This window comes from Staphylococcus sp. EZ-P03 (assembly GCF_003344575.1).
Lineage (GTDB): Bacteria > Bacillota > Bacilli > Staphylococcales > Staphylococcaceae > Staphylococcus > Staphylococcus simulans_B.
The window spans coordinates 281,636-298,323 of sequence record NZ_QPMO01000001.1 but is presented as its reverse complement, the minus strand read 5'-3'; the positions used below and the strand labels follow the sequence as shown (position 1 = coordinate 298,323).

Sequence of the window (16,688 nt, the reverse complement as noted above, 5' to 3'; positions counted from 1 at the left end):
ATATCACTGAATGCGTGTTAATGCTTGTGACTTTGTTTCAAATAAATAGATAGATGGCATTTTCATTTGTAGAAAGTCTTTATGACCAAAACGACCATTTGTTAAGTGATTAAATAAAAGTGACAATGCGGTACCGTGACCACAAATTAATAATGTTTCTGCTTCATTGTTCTCTATAATTTGATGATAGGTTTGCACAATACGATTTTGAACTTCATTTAATGATTCACCATTCTCTAGCTTATAGTCAAAATCTTGCCACTGCTTTTCCGCAAATTCATAAAAGTCTTCTACCCAACGTCCTATTTTTCTTTCACGCAAACCTTCGTCTTTGTTAATTGACAGCTTCAGTCTTTGTGCTGTGGGTAATACAGTGTCCATCACACGTCGATAAGGACTGGCATATATCTGTTCTATATTTTTATCTTCAAAATAAAATGCCAATTCTTCTGCTTTTTTCAAACCTTCTCTAGTTAAAGGTGCAATGGCATCTTCTTTCACACTATTATCTCTTAATGAATGTCTGACAAAGTATATTCTCATTCTGTTTTATTTTCATCCTCTTCTTCATAAACAGATAGGCTCAAATCAATGTAGTTCGAGCTTTCTTTCCCTTTTCCTTCTTGGGTATGCCACAAAAATCTTTGATAATCTGTTCCGCCATCTAAATAGATACAACCGCATTTACAACCGACAAAATCATGTCTATGTTTTGATTCAATAATATCTCCGCACATTTTGCATCTCGCAATATTTCTGATGATTTTCTTCATGATGTTCCCTTCTTTCAAATATTGATAACTCTGTTTTATTAATTATAACTTTTTCTCATTAAAAAAAACACTTCCCGACAAATCTGGGAAGTGTTGTATAGAAACATCGTATGTTCCGACAATTAACGTTTTGAGAATTGTGGTGAACGACGTGCTTTTTTAAGACCTGGTTTTTTACGTTCTTTCATACGTGGGTCACGAGTAAGTAATCCAGCGCGTTTTAAAGAACTTCTGTATTCAGGATCAGCTTCTAATAATGCACGAGCGATACCGTGACGGATAGCTTGTGCTTGACCTGTGAAACCGCCACCGTGTACGTTAACTAAAACATCATAGTTACCTTGAGTTTCTGTAACGTCGAATGGTTGGTTTAAGTCTAAGATTAATGATTCAAATGGTAAATATTCACGTACGTCTTCACCATTTACAGTGATGTTACCTTCGCCTGGTACTAAACGTACACGTGCTACTGAGTGTTTACGACGGCCTGTGCCTCTATATTCAACTTGTGCCAATGTAATTTCCTCCTTCTAATTAACCACGTAACTCGTAGTTTTCTGGTTGTTGTGCAGCGTGTGGATGTTCAGCGCCACCATATACAAATAATTTTTTACCTTGTTTTTCGCCTAAACGGTTGCTTGGTAACATACCTTTAATTGAAATTTCAAGTAAACGTGCTGGGTTTTTCTCTTTTAATTCGCCAGCTGTGATTGATTTGATACCACCTGGGTAGTTTGAGTGACGGTAATAAACTTTGTCAGATTCTTTGTTACCTGTCATTTCGATTTGTCCAGCGTTGATGATGATTACATAGTCACCGTTATCAACGTGTGGTGTGAAAGTTACTTTATGTTTTCCGCGTAAAATAGATGCTACTTCTGATGATAAACGACCTAAAGTTTGGCCAGCCGCATCAATAACATACCATTTGCGCTCAATGTTTGATTCATTAGCCATAAATGTTTGACGCATAATAATTGTCCTCCTAATAATAACTGCGTGTTGAGTTGCTTTTTTAAAAAACAATGTTACGATTCAAAGCTCAGATAAGTTCATTTGTTGAGTTCGTTCGACTTTGCTTCTATATCTAGTAACACAATAAGTTTCCGGGGCTTATCGTGGGGTGATATAAAACAATACCGTTTATAATCGTATAATTTATTGATGTATTTGTCAATACGAATCAATCATTTTCAAGTGATTTTTTGCGATGAATTTTGATATCTGTTCCGAAGTCTTGTGTCAGTGCTTCCGGCGATAAATAGATCTTCTCCAAATAAAGCCCTTCTGCCGGTGCAGTAAACGGAACTTGGTTGCGATCTTTCGCTTCTAACAGAGGCAATACATCCTCTGGTGCACGTTTGCCTTTACCGACTTCGATTAAAAATGCGACTAACACACGTACCATATTATATAAGAAACCTGAGCCGGTCACAATATAGTCGAAGCCGTTTTCTGTTTGAATAATTTCACTTTGATACAGGGTACGTTCTTTACTTTCTACTTCTGTCTTTTGAGAACAAAAGCCGGTAAAATCATGCGTGCCTATAAACTGTTGTGCAGCTTCGTTCATTTTATCTAAATCTAAATCATAATTATTGAAAGTCTTCAAACCGCTCATAAATACATCACGATGTGCTGCTTGATACACTTTATAGCGATAACGTTTCCCTACGCAATCGTAGCGGCAATGAAAGTCATCATCGACGATAGATACCTCTTTGACATAGATGTCGTCAGGCAAAGCGCTGTTCATCGCATATTGCCACTGCTTCGGCGCAATTTTAAGTTCTGTATCAAAATGGAAATATTGTTCTAGCGCATGCACTCCTCGATCCGTTCTGCTTGAAGGATGAATACGTACATGACGTTTATGCATGCGTTTTAAAATCTTTTCGAATTGCTGCTGCACGGTTCTTTCGTGCTGCTGTATTTGAAAGCCATAAAAGTTGCTTCCTTGATAAGTAATATTTACTAATATACGCACACGGCTACACTCCTAAATATTTCAATACAAATAGTACTGCTGCAATCGGGATTAATGCACCTACGAGCATTGTATCCTTTAATTGCCATTCAAGTTTACGAAAACTTGTACGTTTTGCATTCATATCATACCCTCTGACTTCCATTGCGACTGCTAAATCTTCAGCTCTTTGAAAGGCAGAAATAAACAATGGAATCAACAGAGGGATAAACGCTTTAATACGCTGTCCGATTGATCCGGAACTGATTTCAGAACCTCTGGATTTTTGAGCCAGAATAATTTTATCCAACTCTTCCATAAGCGTCGGTATAAATCGTAAAGCAATCGACATCATCATGCTTAATTGCTGTACAGGGACTTTAATAACTTTCAAAGGAGAAAGTATTTTATCAAAAGCATCGGTCAATGCGATAGGATTCGTTGTCAATGTCATTATCGTTGAAGCCATCATAATAAACATTAAACGCATTGAGATGAATATCCCTTCTATAATACCGCCTGAATCAATGGAAATGAATTTCCAAGTAAATAACGTAGTGCCTCCCTTAGTTAAAAAGAGATGCATTAAAAAGGTAAAAATTAAAAAGAACAAAATCGGTGTCAAACCTTTTAATAAATACAACAGTTTGATTTTAGCACTATACATAAATACCAACAGAACCAATAACATCCAGCCATACATCGTAAAGCTGTGACAAAAGAACACTAATATAATATAAAAGAATACAAAAGCTAATTTAGCTCTAGGATCCATTTTATGAATGATGGAATCTAAAGGTAAATAGCGGCCTATGATAAATTTATTCTTCATGGTGCTGCCACTCCTTATAGAGCTTGATAAATTCTTGGTCTGTTAATGCTGTTTCTGGTAAACGTATATTGTACTTTTGTTCAAAATCACGCTGCAGCTGCACGATATCAGGCAAATCCAAATGAAATTGATTGACATTATCTTGATTGCCGAAGAGTGCTCTAGGTGTCCCTTCATATACAATTGCGCCTTGCTGCAATACTTTAACTTGGTCTACATAACGTGCCACATCATTCATATCATGTGTCACAAGCACAATTGTTTTGCCCTCTTGCTGTAACTGTTTTAACAGGTCCATAACTTGTTCTCGGCTGTGCGGATCCAGTCCTGCGGTCGGTTCGTCCAATACGATAATATCCGGATTCATCGCTAAAATAGATACAATCGCTATTTTACGCATTTGACCTCCAGACATTTGAAACGGTGATTTCGCCATGATATTGCGATCAAAGCCTAAACGCTTAAGCAAACGATACGCATAGTCTTTTACCTTTTCTAAATCCATATGAAAGTTTTTAGGTCCGAATAAGACTTCTCGCTCTACACTGTCTTCAAACAGCTGGGCTTCCGGAAACTGAAATACCAGTCCGACACGTTGTCTCAAAGGACGAATTGCTTTATCTTTTGTTTTTTTCTTGATGACTAAATCACCAAGTGCAACATGACCGTAAGTAGGTTTTAATAAGCCGTTGAAATGTTGTATTAACGTTGATTTACCAGATCCTGTTTGGCCAATGACCGCATAATACTGACCTGCTTCAAATTCAGTATTAATATGATGCAATGCTTCATATTCAAAAGGTGTACCTTGCTGGTAAATGTAAGTAACGTCATTAAATTGTATGCTCATAAACGTGCTACCAACTCATCATAGGTCAGAAACTCAGATGGATTGCCTAATAGCGAATTAATCCGCATTGAAAACGGCAAGTCCAAACCTATTTCTGCTAATGATGCTCCTTTCTTAAAGATTGCTTCTGGTGTGCCTTTTTCGTGCACTTCGCCGCGATTCATAACAATCATATAATCTGAATCCAAAGTTTCTGTTAAATCATGCGTAATTGATACAATCGTCACATTGCGTGCTTCGTTCAAATGTCTCACCAGCTGCATCAACGATTGTTTACCTTCAGGATCAAGCATAGATGTTGCCTCATCTAAGATAATCAGTTCAGGACTTAAAACAAGTACACCTGCAATCGCAACACGCTGTTTCTGGCCTCCAGAGAGCGCTTGCGGCTCATGATTGCGTTGTGCATACATTTGTACCTCTTTTAAGACTTGTGCTACATCCTCGTGCATTTGCTCATATGGCACTGCTAAGTTTTCAAGACCAAATGCCACATCATACTGAACAGTCGAACCTACAAATTGGTTTTCAGGATTCTGAAATACGATACCAATATTTTTTCGGATGTCATACAGATTCTCAGATGTCATCAGCTGACCATTATAACGTATTTCACCTTCTTGGTATTCCATCATACCCATCATTAATTTAGCGATGGTCGACTTGCCTGATCCATTATGTCCGACAATTGATGTCCATTTACCTTTCGGGATAGAAAAAGAGAGATGTTTTAATGTAAACCACTCGTCACCCTGATATTGAAATGATACATCATCAAATTCAAGTATTTGTTCAGTATTCAACATGCCTCTGTCCCTTCTGATTGATTTCACTCTATCATTGTACATGAATATAACTAGTGTGTATATGCAAGTGTATGAGAAAAACCCCTTCACGTTATTACCGCAACAGGGGTTTTAAAATAAAAAAGCGCGCACCCCATTCATTAATTGAGTTCACGCTTTAAATTCTATTAAGTTCTTTGAATGGGGCACTCTGAGCTAGACAATATTTGTATGTGGCAAACATTATCGTTGCACTCATTTGCTTTATATATTCATATAGTCAGTGTGTTTATTTGTACAATGATAAGCGCACAATGTTCTCATCGTGTGCTTCTACTTACCATCGTTACTTGGTTTCAAGTTATGCTTTGATTAAACTAATTCGACAATTGCTGATTCAGCACCGTCACCGCGACGTGGACCTGCTTTAAGTACACGAGTGTAACCGCCTTGACGTTCTGTGTAACGTGGAGCAATTTCACCGAATAATTTTTGTAAAGCTGTTTGTGTAGTACCATCTTCGTTTTGGATTTGAACATCACGAACGATTTTAGCTGCTTGACGACGAGAAGCTAAATCGCCTTTTTTACCTAAAGTGATTAATTTATCAACTACACCGCGTAATTCTTTACCGCGAGCTTCAGTAGTTTCAATGCGCTCGTTAACGATTAATGATGTCGCTAAGTCGCGTAACATTGCTTTACGTTGATCAGATGTACGACCTAATTTTCTGTAACCCATGAGTTAACCTCCTTTATCAATCTTCTTTTCTAAGACCTAAACCTAAGTCTTCGAGTTTATATTTTACTTCTTCTAAAGATTTACGACCTAAATTACGTACTTTCATCATATCTGCTTCAGATTTGTCAGCCAATTCTTGAACACTGTTGATGCCTGCACGTTTTAGACAGTTGTAAGAACGTACTGATAAGTCTAATTCTTCGATAGACATTTCAAGTACTTTTTCTTTTTGATCTTCTTCTTTTTCAATCATGATTTCAGCGTTTTTCGCTTCATCAGTGAGTCCAACAAAGATGTTCAAGTGTTCAGTCATAATTTTTGCTGCTAATGAAACTGACTCTTGCGGAGTGATTGATCCATCAGTCCATACATCTAAAGTTAATTTATCAAAGTCACTGCTTTGACCTACACGAGTGTTTTCAACTGTATAGTTTACTCTTTCAACTGGTGAGTATAAAGAGTCAACCGGGATAACACCAATTGGTAAATCACTAGTATTATTTTGTTCAGCTAATGCGTAACCTCTACCCTTATTCGCAACAAGACGGATTTTTAAGTGTCCACCTTTAGCAACTGTAGCAATTTTAAGCTCTGGGTTTAAAATTTCAACATCACTGTCGTGAGTAATGTCAGCTGCTGTTACTTCGCCTTCATCTTTAACATCGATTTCTAAAGTTTTATCTTCTTCAGAATAAATTTTAAGAGCAAGTTTCTTAATATTCATAATGATTGTAGATACATCTTCTACTACGTTATCAATTGCAGAGAATTCGTGTAAAACTCCTTCAATCTCGATGTATTTAACGGCTGCACCTGGCAATGAAGATAGTAGGATACGACGTAAGGAGTTTCCTAGCGTAGTGCCATAGCCACGTTCTAGTGGTTCAACAACAAACTTACCGAATTTAGCATCTTCACTAATTTCAATTGTCTCAATTCTAGGTTTTTCAATTTCTATCATTATTTACATATCCTCCTTGGTTACGTCGACTTATAAGATACTTCTTATCTTAGTGATCTTCGGAAAATAACATTTCTTAACAATAATATTATACGCGACGACGTTTTGGCGGACGGCAACCGTTATGAGGTACTGGAGTAACGTCTCTGATAGCTGTTACTTCTAAACCTGCTGATTGCAATGCACGGATAGCTGATTCACGGCCTGGGCCAGGTCCTTTAACTGTTACTTCTACAGTTTTTAAGCCATGTTCCATAGCTGTTTTTGATGCTGTTTCAGAAGCCATTTGAGCTGCGAATGGTGTAGATTTTTTAGAACCTTTGAAACCAAGTGCACCTGCTGATGACCATGATAATGCATTACCGAATTCATCAGTAATTGTTACGATTGTATTATTGAAAGTTGAACGAATGTGAGCTACACCGTTTTCAACATTCTTTTTCAATCTGCGTTTACGAGATACTTGTTTACGTGCCATTAAAATTTTCCTCCTTTACCTATTATTTTTTCTTGTTAGCTACAGTTTTAACTGGGCCTTTACGAGTACGAGCATTGTTTTTAGTCTTTTGACCGCGAACTGGTAAGCCACGACGGTGACGGATACCACGGTAAGAAGAGATTTCCATTAAACGTTTGATGTTTAAGTTTTGCTCACGACGTAAGTCACCTTCTACTTTGTAGCCATCTACAACTTCACGGATACGTGCTAATTCATCGTCTGTTAATTCGTTAGTACGAGTTTGTGGTGAAACTCCTGCTTCTTCAATGATTTTTTCAGCAGTTGATTTACCAATACCGTAAATATAAGTTAATGAAATTACAACGCGTTTTTCGCGTGGAATATCGACTCCTGCAATACGTGCCATATTATTTTACACCTCTCTTTTATTAACCTTGTCTTTGTTTGTGTTTTGGATTTTCACAAATGATCATTACTTTACCTTTACGTTTAATGACTTTACATTTTTCGCAAATAGGTTTAACTGATGGTCTTACTTTCATTTTTATACCTCCCTGTAATAATGGAGTGACGAATTATTTATAACGATAAGTGATTCTTCCGCGTGTTAAATCATACGGAGACATTTCTACTGTTACTTTGTCGCCGGGTAGAATACGAATATAATTCATTCTGATTTTACCACTAACGTGTGCTAAAATTTCATGACCATTTTCTAATTCTACTTTAAACATTGCATTTGGTAAAGTATCTAATACTGTACCTTCTAATTCAATTACATCTTGTTTTGCCATTAGAACAATTCCCCCTTTTGCATTATTAGTTAATGTCTATTGGAAAATGTTAGACATACTGCACTTGTATCAAATCGTTGAACAAAATTCGGGAATCATTATCGTTATTATGTCACTCAAAATTCGTTAGGCTGAGAGACAAACAATGTTAGACTGCCTTCATTCAACATACAAGCAGCAATGTTGAATTACTTAAGATTGTTCAAGATATCAATTACTGAACCAGTAACTTCTTGAATATCTTTAGATCCGTCAACGTTTTTAACAACACCTTTATTATCATAGTATTCTAAGATAGGTTTTGATTGTTTAACGTTAACTTCTAAACGTTTTGCAACTGTTTCTGGGTTGTCGTCTTCACGTTGGTATAATTTACCGCCGTCAAGATCACAAACACCGTCCACTTTTGGAGGATTGAACACAAGATGATAAGTTGTTCCGCAAATTTCACATACGCGACGTCCTGTAAGACGATTCATAAGTTCTTCTTCCGGAACTTCAATGTTAATAACTGCATCAATCTTTCTGCCAAGTTCTGTCATGATTTTACTTAATGCTTCTGCTTGTTCAAGTGTACGTGGGAAACCATCTAATAAAAATCCTTTTTTCGCATCGTCTTCAGAAAGTCTTTCTTTAACGATACCCACAGTTACTTCATCAGGTACAAGTTCGCCGCGGTCCATATAAGACTTAGCTTCTTTACCTAATTCAGTTTGATCTTTGATAGCTTTTCTAAACATATCACCTGTAGATATATGCGGAATAGGGAATTTCTTAACAATTTCACTCGCTTGAGTTCCTTTACCTGCGCCAGGTAAACCCATTAAGATGATATTCATATTGCCCTCCTACAAATTATCTACCACCAAAGCCTTTATATTCTTTTTGATTAACTTGTGCTTCCAAGCTTTTCATTGTCTCGATAGCAACACCGATAACAATCAGCAAGCTTGTACCGCCGACTTGAATCGATTGCGGCAAGTTCATAAATTTAGTAGCAAGAATCGGCAAGATTGCGATTGCTGCTAAGAAAATAGAACCTACAAAAGTTAAACGATATAAAACTTTGGTAATATACTTTTTAGTTTGTTCGCCAGGTCTGATACCTGGTACGTAACTGCCTTGCTTCTTAAGGTTGTCAGCCATTTTCTCAGGATTAACTTGAACGAATGCATAGAAATAAGTGAATGCAATGATCAAGATAATATAAATTACCATTCCGATATTGTTTGATGGATTGGCTGTATTGGCAATTTGCTGAGCCCAGTCTGCTTTAGGGAAGAACATAGTTAATGTTCTTGGTAACAAGAAGAATGCCATAGCAAAGATAACCGGGATAACCCCTGCTGAGTTAACTTTCAACGGCAAGTAAGTTGCATTTCGACCTAAACGCTGAGCTGTTTGCTTCTTCGCATATTGAATAGGTATTTTACGAACAGCTTGAAGTACGTACACAGCACCCATTGTCAGTAAAATCAAACCAATGATTAATGCTGCAACTTGCAACCATGCCATAGTCGTATCACTTTGTCCTACAAAGGCTTGTTGGTAGAACTGAATCAGTGATGAAGGCAACGTTGACAGAATACCAGCGAAGATAATAATTGAAATACCATTACCTACACCGTATTGGGTTATCTGTTCACCTAACCAAAGTAAGAAAGCTGTTCCTGCTGTTAATACAATTGCAATTAACAAATAACTCATAGGTGACGGATCTACGATCAATGCACCTTTTAGATAGTTATTGAATTGGAATGCCATCCCAATTGATTGGATGAATGCCAAGATGATTGCAAAGTAACGTGTGACGTTATTCAATTTCTTACGACCAACGTCACCTTGTTTGGCCCATTCTGTAAACTTAGGAACTATATCCATTTGCAATAACTGCATTACGATGGAAGCAGTGATGTAGGGCATAATCCCCATTGCAAAAATGGAAAAGTTCTTCAAGGCTCCCCCACCGAATGTATTCAACAGATCAGTGACACCTTGAGAACCTTGTTGACTTTCAAACGCTGCTGGATTGACTCCAGGCGCCGGTATATAAGTACCTATTTTAAATATTACTAGCATTGCGAGCGTAAAAAAGATCTTGTTTCGAACTTCTTTAGTTTTGAAGAAGTCTACGAATGTGTCAAACATTAGATCACCTCGTGTGCTCCACCTTTAGCATCAATTGCTTCAGCTGCAGATGCAGAGAATTTTTGTGCTTTAACTGTTAACTTTTTCTCTAAAGAACCATTACCTAATACTTTGATACCCGCTTTAGCATTTTTTACTACGCCAGTTTCGATTAATAGTTCAGGAGTTACTTCTGTACCTTCATCAAAACGGTTTAATTGGTCTAAGTTCACTACAGCATATTCCTTACGGTTGATGTTAGTGAAACCGCGTTTAGGTAAACGACGGAATAATGGTAATTGACCACCTTCGAAACCTGGTCTTACTTTACCACCTGAACGTGCTTTTTGACCTTTTTGACCACGTCCACTTGTTTTACCATTACCTGTAGCAGCACCACGGCCTACACGGTTGCGGACTTTACGTGATCCTTCTGCTGGATGTAAATCATGTAATTTCATTACGGCACCTCCTTATAATTTTATCTGATTATGCGTTTACTTCTTCTACTTTAACTAAGTGGCTTACTTTGTTGATTTGGCCACGGATTGCATCGTTGTCTTCAACAACTACTGAAGAGTTAGTTTTTTTCAAACCTAACGCTTGAACAGTTTTACGTTGTGTTTCTGGACGACCGATAACACTGCGAGTGAGGGTAATTTGTAATTTAGCCATTATTTATTTTCCCTCCTTAATTGTATAATTCTTCTACTGATTTGCCGCGTAATTTCGCAACTTCTTCAGCACTTTTTAGATTTTCTAAACCATTGATTGTCGCACGAACCATGTTAATTGGTGTGTTTGAACCTAATGACTTACTTAAGATATCAGTGATACCTGCTAATTCTAATACGGCACGAACTGGTCCACCGGCGATAACACCAGTACCAGGTGCTGCTGGTTTCAATAATACACTTCCTGATCCGAACTGACCAGTAATAGTGTGTGGAGTAGTACCTTCTACACGGTTAACAGATACTAATTCTTTTTTAGCAGCTTCTACTGCTTTTTTGATCGCTTCAGGCACCTCTTGTGCTTTACCTGTACCGAATCCAACACGACCATTTTTGTCTCCAACAACTACTAATGCTGTGAAACGGAAACGACGTCCACCTTTTACAACTTTCGCAACACGGTTAATCGTAACAACGCGTTCTTCAAATTCTTTGTTTTCTTCATCTCTGCGAGCCATTAATTGTCCCTCCTTTTATGATTAAAATTCTAAGCCATTTTCACGTGCTGCATCTGCTAATGCTTTAACACGTCCATGGTATAAGTAACCTCCACGGTCGAAGACGATTGCAGTGATACCTTTATCAACTGCTTTTTTAGCGATTGCTTCGCCCACTTTGGCAGATAATTCAACTTTTGAACCAGTTTCATTTTCGAAATCTTTATCTTGAGTTGATGCTTGAGCTAAAGTTACGCCTTTTGAATCATCAATGATTTGTGCATAGATGTGTTTGTTTGAACGATATACGTTTAAACGAGGTTTTTCAGATGTACCTGATAAGTTCGTACGTACACGTGCATGTCTTTTTAAGCGTACTTTATTTTTATCAATTTTGCTGATCATGCTTTATTCTCCTTTCTTTAGAGAGTTATTTATTATTTACCAGTTTTACCTTCTTTACGACGAACATATTCGCCTTGGTAACGGATACCTTTACCTTTATAAGGTTCTGGTGGTCTTACGGCACGGATTTTAGAAGCTGTAGCACCAACTTGTTCTTTAGAAATACCTTCTACTTTAACTGTTGTGTTTTTCTCAACTGTGAATGTGATTCCTTCTTCTGGAATGAATTCAACTGGGTGAGAGTAACCAACGTTAAGAACTAAGTTTTTACCTTGCAATTGTGCACGGTAACCTACACCGATCATTTCTAAAGTTTTTTCGTAGCCTTTAGAAACACCTTGTACCATATTGTTAATTAACGCACGAGTTGTTCCGTGAACTGTTCTGTCTTTTTGAGAATCAGATGGACGAACAACTTCTAATGTGTTGTCTTCTTGTTTATAAGTCATGCTATCGTCAAAAGTTCTAGTTAATTCACCTTTAGGACCTTTAACTGTAATAACATTACCTTTGATGTCTACTGTTACATCACTAGGAATTTCAATGATTTTCTTACCTACACGGCTCATTTACGGGCACCTCCTTAATTATTTATTACCAAACGTATGCTAGTACTTCTCCGCCTACATTACGTTTTCTTGCTTCTCTGTCAGTTAAAATACCTTCAGAAGTTGATACTAATGCAATACCTAAACCGTTTAATACTTTAGGTACTTCTTCAGCTTTAGCATAAACACGTAAACCTGGTTTAGAAATACGTTTTAAGCCTGTGATAACGCGTTCGTTGTTTTGACCATATTTAAGGAATAAACGTAAAACACCTTGTTTATCGTCTTCTACGAACTCAACGTTTTTGATGAAACCTTCATTTTTAAGGATTTCAGCGATTTGTTTTTTAATATTTGACGCAGGCAACTCGATTTTTTCATGACGCACCATGTTTGCGTTTCTTACACGAGTTAGCATATCTGCGATTGGATCTGACATTGTCATAGATTGTTGCCTCCTTTCAAGACTCTCTTTAATTACCAGCTAGCTTTACGAACGCCAGGGATTTGGCCTTTGTAAGCTAATTCACGGAAACAGATACGGCATAATTTAAATTTGCGGTATACAGAATGTGGACGGCCACAGCGTTCACAGCGAGTATATTCGCGAACTGGGAATTTTTGCTTTTTAGCTTGTTTTGCAACCATTGATTTTTTAGCCACTTAATTAGCCTCCTTTATATTAGAGCTTACTTTTGAAATGGCATACCGAATTGAGTTAACAATTCACGAGCTTCTTCGTCTGTGTTAGCAGTTGTAACAATAACGATATCCATTCCTCTTACTTTACTTACTTTATCATAATCGATTTCTGGGAAAATTAATTGTTCTTTAATACCTAATGTGTAGTTGCCGCGTCCATCAAATGCTTTCTTAGAAACTCCGTGGAAGTCACGTACACGTGGTAATGATACTGAGATCAATTTATCTAGGAATTCATACATTCTTTCACCGCGAAGTGTAACTTTTGCTCCGATTGGCATACCTTCACGTAAACGGAATGTTGCTACTGATTTTTTAGCTTTTGTGATTAATGGTTTTTGACCAGTGATTAAAGTTAACTCTTCAACAGCATTATCTAATACTTTAGAGTTTTGAACTGCGTCACCTACACCCATGTTCACAACGATTTTATCGATTTTAGGTACTTCCATTACTGAACTGTAATTGAATTCTTTCATTAAGTTCTCAGTAACTTCAGTATTGAATTTTTCTTTTAAACGGCTCAAAGTGGATCCTCCTTTCAACTAGTTATTAATTATTAGATTTGATTTCTTCGCCTGATTTTTTAGCGATACGAACTTTTTTACCATCAACAAATTTGTAACCTACACGAGTTGGTTCATTTGTTTTAGGGTCCAATAATTGTACGTTAGAAACATGAATTGCTGCTTCAGTTTCTAAGATTCCACCTTCTGGGTTAAATTGAGTCGGTTTTTGGTGCTTTTTAATGATGTTGACACCTTCCACAACGACACGGTCTTTTTTAGGTTCTGTTGCTTGTACAACACCTGTTTTACCTTTATCTTTACCTGAGATAACGATTACGTTGTCACCTTTCTTGATATGCATGTGGGCACCTCCTTAGATTTTATTATTTAAAATTATAGTACTTCTGGTGCTAATGAAATAATTTTCATGTAGTTGCTATCACGTAATTCACGTGCAACTGGTCCGAAGATACGAGTTCCGCGTGGACTCTTGTCGTCACGAATAACTACACATGCATTTTCATCAAATTTGATGTAAGAACCGTCTTTACGACGTACTCCTGATTTAGTACGTACAACAACAGCTTTAACAACTTCACCTTTTTTAACAACGCCTCCTGGTGTAGCATTTTTAACAGTACACACAATTACGTCGCCGATGTTCGCTGTTTTGCGACCAGATCCGCCTAATACTTTAATTGTAAGAACTTCACGAGCACCTGAGTTGTCAGCTACTTTCAAGCGTGTCTCTTGTTGGATCATGAATTAAACCTCCCTTATCTATTAATGATTAAATAATTACTGATTCTTCAACAATTTCTACTAAACGAAAACGTTTTGTTGCTGATAAAGGACGAGTTTCTTGAATCTTAACGATGTCTCCTAATTTAGCTGAATTGTTTTCATCATGAGTTTTATATTTTTTAGAATATTTTACTCGTTTACCATATAATTTATGAGTTTTGTAAGTCTCTACAAGTACAGTTACAGTTTTGTCCATTTTGTCTGATACGACTCTACCTACATAAACTTTACGATCATTTCTTTCGCTCACTTTTGTAACCTCCTCTTTCAATTATTATTGATTAGCCTTACTTTGTTCAATTTCTCTTTCACGAGCAACAGTTTTTAGACGTGCGATTGTTTTTCTCACTGTACGAATACGTGCAGTTTCCTCTAATTGTCCTGTAGCTAACTGAAAGCGTAGGTTAAAAAGTTCTTCTTTTGAAGATTTGATTTGCTCTTCGATTTCTGAAGTGGTTAAGTCTCTAATTTCCTTAGCTTTCATTTGATTCACCACCCAATTCTTCACGTTTTACAAACTTAGTTTTAACTGGAAGTTTGTGACTTGCTAAACGTAATGCTTCACGTGCAACTTCTTCTGACACGCCTGCAACTTCAAATAAGATTCTACCTGGTTTAACTACTGCGATCCAGCCTTCTACTGCACCTTTACCAGCACCCATACGTACTTCTAAAGGTTTTTTAGTATAAGGTGTATGAGGGAAGATTTTAATCCAAACTTTCCCGCCACGTTTCATATAACGAGTCATCGCAATACGAGCAGATTCGATTTGACGAGATGTGATCCAAGACGTTGTGATTGCTTGTAAACCATACTCACCAAATGTTACAAAGTTACCGCCTTTAGAACGTCCTGTAGTTTTTGGACGATGTTGACGACGATATTTAACGCGTTTTGGTAGCAACATTATTATTTTCCTCCTTCACTATTGTTCTTAGTAGGAAGAACTTCTCCACGATAGATCCATACTTTAACACCAAGTTTACCGTATGTTGTATCAGCTTCAGCATGTGCGTAATCAATGTCAGCACGTAATGTGTGAAGTGGAACAGTTCCTTCTGAATATTGTTCAGCACGAGCGATATCAGCTCCGCCTAAACGACCTGAAACTTGAGTTTTAACACCTAAAGCTCCTAGTTTCATAGCTCTTGTAATAGCTTGTTTTTGTACACGACGGAATGAAGCACGGTTTTCTAATTGACGTGCGATGTTCTCAGCAACTAAGCGAGCATCTAAATCAACTTTTTTGATTTCAATCACGTTAATGTGTACACGTTTGTTTGTTAAATTGTTTAATTTGTTACGAAGTTTTTCAATTTCTGAACCGCCTTTACCAATTACCATACCTGGTTTACCAGTGTGGATTGCGATGTTGATGCGGTTAGCAGCACGTTCGATTTCTACGTGAGAAACTGACGCTTCTTTTAATTCGTTATCGATGAACTTACGGATTCTTAAATCTTCGTGTAGTAAAGTTGAGAAATCTTTCTCAGCATACCATTTTGCATCCCAATCACGGATGACACCAACACGAAGTCCGATTGGATTAATTTTTTGACCCACAATATTCCCTCCTTAAGATAGTTTATTAAGCTTCTTTAGCTTCTTCTTTGCCGTCACTTACGACAATTGTAATGTGGCTTGTACGTTTGTTAATTGCACTTGCACGTCCTTGAGCACGTGGACGGAAACGTTTTAAAGTTGGTCCTTCGTTAGCATATGCTTCTTTAACAACTAATTCATCTGTATTCATGTCATAGTTGTGCTCTGCATTAGCTAAAGCGGACATTAATAATTTTTCAACAACTGGTGATGATGCTTTGTTAGTTAATTTTAAAATGGCAACAGCTTCACCAACGTTTTTGCCTCTGATTAAGTCTAATACTAATCTGACTTTACGAGGTGCGATTCTGATAGTTCTAGCAACCGCTTTTGCTTCCATTTGGTCTTCCTCCTCTACTTATAGAAAGTTATTATCTTCTTGTTTTCTTGTCGTCTACAGCATGTCCTTTGAAAGTACGTGTTGGAGCAAATTCACCTAATTTGTGGCCAACCATATCTTCAGTTACATAAACAGGTACATGTTTACGTCCATCGTATACTGCAAATGTAATACCGATGAAGTTAGGGAAAATAGTTGAACGACGTGACCAAGTTTTAATCACTGTTTTTTTCTGATTACCTTCCTGAGCTTCCACTTTTTTCATCAAGTGATCGTCGACGAAAGGTCCTTTTTTAATACTACGAGCCATTTTGGCG

The 16,688-nt window shown here is 37.2% G+C and carries 32 protein-coding genes; all 32 read right to left on the bottom strand.

The window, feature by feature from the left end; translation table 11 throughout:
• Positions 1–3 precede the first annotated feature (3 nt).
• Positions 4–543, bottom strand: a complete 540-nt coding sequence (locus DVJ99_RS01515) for a histidine phosphatase family protein (protein WP_114602871.1) — start codon at positions 541–543, stop codon at positions 4–6.
• Positions 540–773: a DUF7695 domain-containing protein gene (locus DVJ99_RS01510; protein ID WP_114602870.1), complete on the bottom strand. Its 234-nt coding sequence runs from the start codon at positions 771–773 to the stop codon at positions 540–542. Before DVJ99_RS01510 ends, DVJ99_RS01515 begins: the two co-directional genes overlap by 4 nt.
• Positions 774–895: 122 nt before the next feature.
• Positions 896–1,288 carry a 30S ribosomal protein S9 gene (rpsI, locus tag DVJ99_RS01505; protein WP_199790651.1) on the bottom strand — a complete coding sequence of 131 codons (393 nt, stop codon included), beginning with the start codon at positions 1,286–1,288 and terminating at the stop codon, positions 896–898.
• 19 nt (positions 1,289–1,307) lie between these two features.
• Positions 1,308–1,745, bottom strand: a complete 438-nt coding sequence (gene rplM, locus DVJ99_RS01500; protein ID WP_114602869.1) for a 50S ribosomal protein L13 — start codon at positions 1,743–1,745, stop codon at positions 1,308–1,310.
• A gap of 211 nt (positions 1,746–1,956) precedes the next feature.
• Positions 1,957–2,760 (bottom strand): tRNA pseudouridine(38-40) synthase TruA, encoded by an 804-nt coding sequence (gene truA / locus DVJ99_RS01495; protein WP_114602868.1) that lies wholly within the window; start codon positions 2,758–2,760, stop codon positions 1,957–1,959.
• 4 nt (positions 2,761–2,764) lie between these two features.
• Positions 2,765–3,571, bottom strand: coding sequence for an energy-coupling factor transporter transmembrane component T family protein (locus tag DVJ99_RS01490; protein WP_114602867.1), 807 nt, complete (start codon positions 3,569–3,571; stop codon positions 2,765–2,767).
• Positions 3,561–4,421, bottom strand: a complete 861-nt coding sequence (locus DVJ99_RS01485) for an energy-coupling factor transporter ATPase (protein WP_114602866.1) — start codon at positions 4,419–4,421, stop codon at positions 3,561–3,563. Before DVJ99_RS01485 ends, DVJ99_RS01490 begins: the two co-directional genes overlap by 11 nt.
• The gene (locus DVJ99_RS01480) at positions 4,418–5,227 is read right to left on the bottom strand and encodes an energy-coupling factor transporter ATPase (protein ID WP_162912120.1); all 810 of its coding nucleotides are present in this window, start codon (positions 5,225–5,227) and stop codon (positions 4,418–4,420) included. The genes DVJ99_RS01485 and DVJ99_RS01480 overlap by 4 nt, the downstream gene beginning before the upstream one ends.
• A gap of 351 nt (positions 5,228–5,578) precedes the next feature.
• Complete coding sequence (gene rplQ, locus DVJ99_RS01475) at positions 5,579–5,947, bottom strand: 50S ribosomal protein L17 (RefSeq protein ID WP_105993331.1); 369 nt, start codon at positions 5,945–5,947, stop codon at positions 5,579–5,581.
• A 16-nt stretch (positions 5,948–5,963) separates the two neighbouring features.
• Positions 5,964–6,908 carry a DNA-directed RNA polymerase subunit alpha gene (locus DVJ99_RS01470; RefSeq protein ID WP_105993330.1) on the bottom strand — a complete coding sequence of 315 codons (945 nt, stop codon included), beginning with the start codon at positions 6,906–6,908 and terminating at the stop codon, positions 5,964–5,966.
• Between the two features lie 88 nt (positions 6,909–6,996).
• Positions 6,997–7,386: a 30S ribosomal protein S11 gene (gene rpsK / locus DVJ99_RS01465; RefSeq protein WP_114602865.1), complete on the bottom strand. Its 390-nt coding sequence runs from the start codon at positions 7,384–7,386 to the stop codon at positions 6,997–6,999.
• A 22-nt stretch (positions 7,387–7,408) separates the two neighbouring features.
• The gene (gene rpsM, locus DVJ99_RS01460; protein ID WP_105993329.1) at positions 7,409–7,774 is read right to left on the bottom strand and encodes a 30S ribosomal protein S13; all 366 of its coding nucleotides are present in this window, start codon (positions 7,772–7,774) and stop codon (positions 7,409–7,411) included.
• A gap of 22 nt (positions 7,775–7,796) precedes the next feature.
• Entirely contained in the window at positions 7,797–7,910 is a 114-nt protein-coding gene (gene rpmJ, locus DVJ99_RS01455; RefSeq protein ID WP_002479550.1) for a 50S ribosomal protein L36, read from the bottom strand.
• A gap of 33 nt (positions 7,911–7,943) precedes the next feature.
• The gene (gene infA, locus DVJ99_RS01450; protein ID WP_001118443.1) at positions 7,944–8,162 is read right to left on the bottom strand and encodes a translation initiation factor IF-1; all 219 of its coding nucleotides are present in this window, start codon (positions 8,160–8,162) and stop codon (positions 7,944–7,946) included.
• Between the two features lie 188 nt (positions 8,163–8,350).
• Positions 8,351–9,001 carry an adenylate kinase gene (locus DVJ99_RS01445; protein WP_114602864.1) on the bottom strand — a complete coding sequence of 217 codons (651 nt, stop codon included), beginning with the start codon at positions 8,999–9,001 and terminating at the stop codon, positions 8,351–8,353.
• A gap of 16 nt (positions 9,002–9,017) precedes the next feature.
• On the bottom strand, positions 9,018–10,310 hold the full coding sequence (gene secY, locus DVJ99_RS01440) for a preprotein translocase subunit SecY (RefSeq protein ID WP_105993327.1): 1,293 nt from the start codon (positions 10,308–10,310) through the stop codon (positions 9,018–9,020).
• A complete protein-coding gene (gene rplO, locus DVJ99_RS01435; RefSeq protein WP_105993326.1) occupies positions 10,310–10,750 on the bottom strand; it encodes a 50S ribosomal protein L15 in 441 nt (146 codons plus the stop codon). The genes secY and rplO overlap by 1 nt, the downstream gene beginning before the upstream one ends.
• Before the next feature lie 28 nt (positions 10,751–10,778).
• Entirely contained in the window at positions 10,779–10,964 is a 186-nt protein-coding gene (gene rpmD, locus DVJ99_RS01430) for a 50S ribosomal protein L30 (protein WP_105993325.1), read from the bottom strand.
• Positions 10,965–10,980: 16 nt separating this feature from the next.
• The gene (rpsE, locus tag DVJ99_RS01425) at positions 10,981–11,481 is read right to left on the bottom strand and encodes a 30S ribosomal protein S5 (RefSeq protein ID WP_105993324.1); all 501 of its coding nucleotides are present in this window, start codon (positions 11,479–11,481) and stop codon (positions 10,981–10,983) included.
• 21 nt (positions 11,482–11,502) lie between these two features.
• A complete protein-coding gene (gene rplR, locus DVJ99_RS01420) occupies positions 11,503–11,865 on the bottom strand; it encodes a 50S ribosomal protein L18 (protein ID WP_105993323.1) in 363 nt (120 codons plus the stop codon).
• 32 nt (positions 11,866–11,897) lie between these two features.
• Positions 11,898–12,434: a 50S ribosomal protein L6 gene (gene rplF / locus DVJ99_RS01415; protein ID WP_105993322.1), complete on the bottom strand. Its 537-nt coding sequence runs from the start codon at positions 12,432–12,434 to the stop codon at positions 11,898–11,900.
• A 25-nt stretch (positions 12,435–12,459) separates the two neighbouring features.
• The gene (gene rpsH / locus DVJ99_RS01410) at positions 12,460–12,858 is read right to left on the bottom strand and encodes a 30S ribosomal protein S8 (RefSeq protein WP_105993321.1); all 399 of its coding nucleotides are present in this window, start codon (positions 12,856–12,858) and stop codon (positions 12,460–12,462) included.
• A gap of 32 nt (positions 12,859–12,890) precedes the next feature.
• Positions 12,891–13,076 carry a type Z 30S ribosomal protein S14 gene (locus tag DVJ99_RS01405; protein WP_105993320.1) on the bottom strand — a complete coding sequence of 62 codons (186 nt, stop codon included), beginning with the start codon at positions 13,074–13,076 and terminating at the stop codon, positions 12,891–12,893.
• A gap of 26 nt (positions 13,077–13,102) precedes the next feature.
• Positions 13,103–13,642 (bottom strand): 50S ribosomal protein L5, encoded by a 540-nt coding sequence (rplE, locus tag DVJ99_RS01400; protein WP_114602863.1) that lies wholly within the window; start codon positions 13,640–13,642, stop codon positions 13,103–13,105.
• 25 nt (positions 13,643–13,667) lie between these two features.
• A complete protein-coding gene (gene rplX / locus DVJ99_RS01395; protein ID WP_002479562.1) occupies positions 13,668–13,985 on the bottom strand; it encodes a 50S ribosomal protein L24 in 318 nt (105 codons plus the stop codon).
• A 32-nt stretch (positions 13,986–14,017) separates the two neighbouring features.
• Entirely contained in the window at positions 14,018–14,386 is a 369-nt protein-coding gene (gene rplN / locus DVJ99_RS01390; RefSeq protein ID WP_002479563.1) for a 50S ribosomal protein L14, read from the bottom strand.
• A 28-nt stretch (positions 14,387–14,414) separates the two neighbouring features.
• The gene (gene rpsQ / locus DVJ99_RS01385) at positions 14,415–14,678 is read right to left on the bottom strand and encodes a 30S ribosomal protein S17 (protein ID WP_001829723.1); all 264 of its coding nucleotides are present in this window, start codon (positions 14,676–14,678) and stop codon (positions 14,415–14,417) included.
• A 24-nt stretch (positions 14,679–14,702) separates the two neighbouring features.
• Complete coding sequence (gene rpmC / locus DVJ99_RS01380; protein ID WP_000644737.1) at positions 14,703–14,912, bottom strand: 50S ribosomal protein L29; 210 nt, start codon at positions 14,910–14,912, stop codon at positions 14,703–14,705.
• Positions 14,902–15,336 (bottom strand): 50S ribosomal protein L16, encoded by a 435-nt coding sequence (rplP, locus tag DVJ99_RS01375; protein WP_015900970.1) that lies wholly within the window; start codon positions 15,334–15,336, stop codon positions 14,902–14,904. The genes rpmC and rplP overlap by 11 nt, the downstream gene beginning before the upstream one ends.
• Before the next feature lie 2 nt (positions 15,337–15,338).
• Complete coding sequence (gene rpsC, locus DVJ99_RS01370; protein WP_105993318.1) at positions 15,339–15,992, bottom strand: 30S ribosomal protein S3; 654 nt, start codon at positions 15,990–15,992, stop codon at positions 15,339–15,341.
• A gap of 25 nt (positions 15,993–16,017) precedes the next feature.
• Entirely contained in the window at positions 16,018–16,371 is a 354-nt protein-coding gene (rplV, locus tag DVJ99_RS01365) for a 50S ribosomal protein L22 (RefSeq protein ID WP_002479566.1), read from the bottom strand.
• Between the two features lie 31 nt (positions 16,372–16,402).
• The gene (rpsS, locus tag DVJ99_RS01360; protein WP_105993317.1) at positions 16,403–16,681 is read right to left on the bottom strand and encodes a 30S ribosomal protein S19; all 279 of its coding nucleotides are present in this window, start codon (positions 16,679–16,681) and stop codon (positions 16,403–16,405) included.
• Positions 16,682–16,688: the final 7 nt, after the last annotated feature.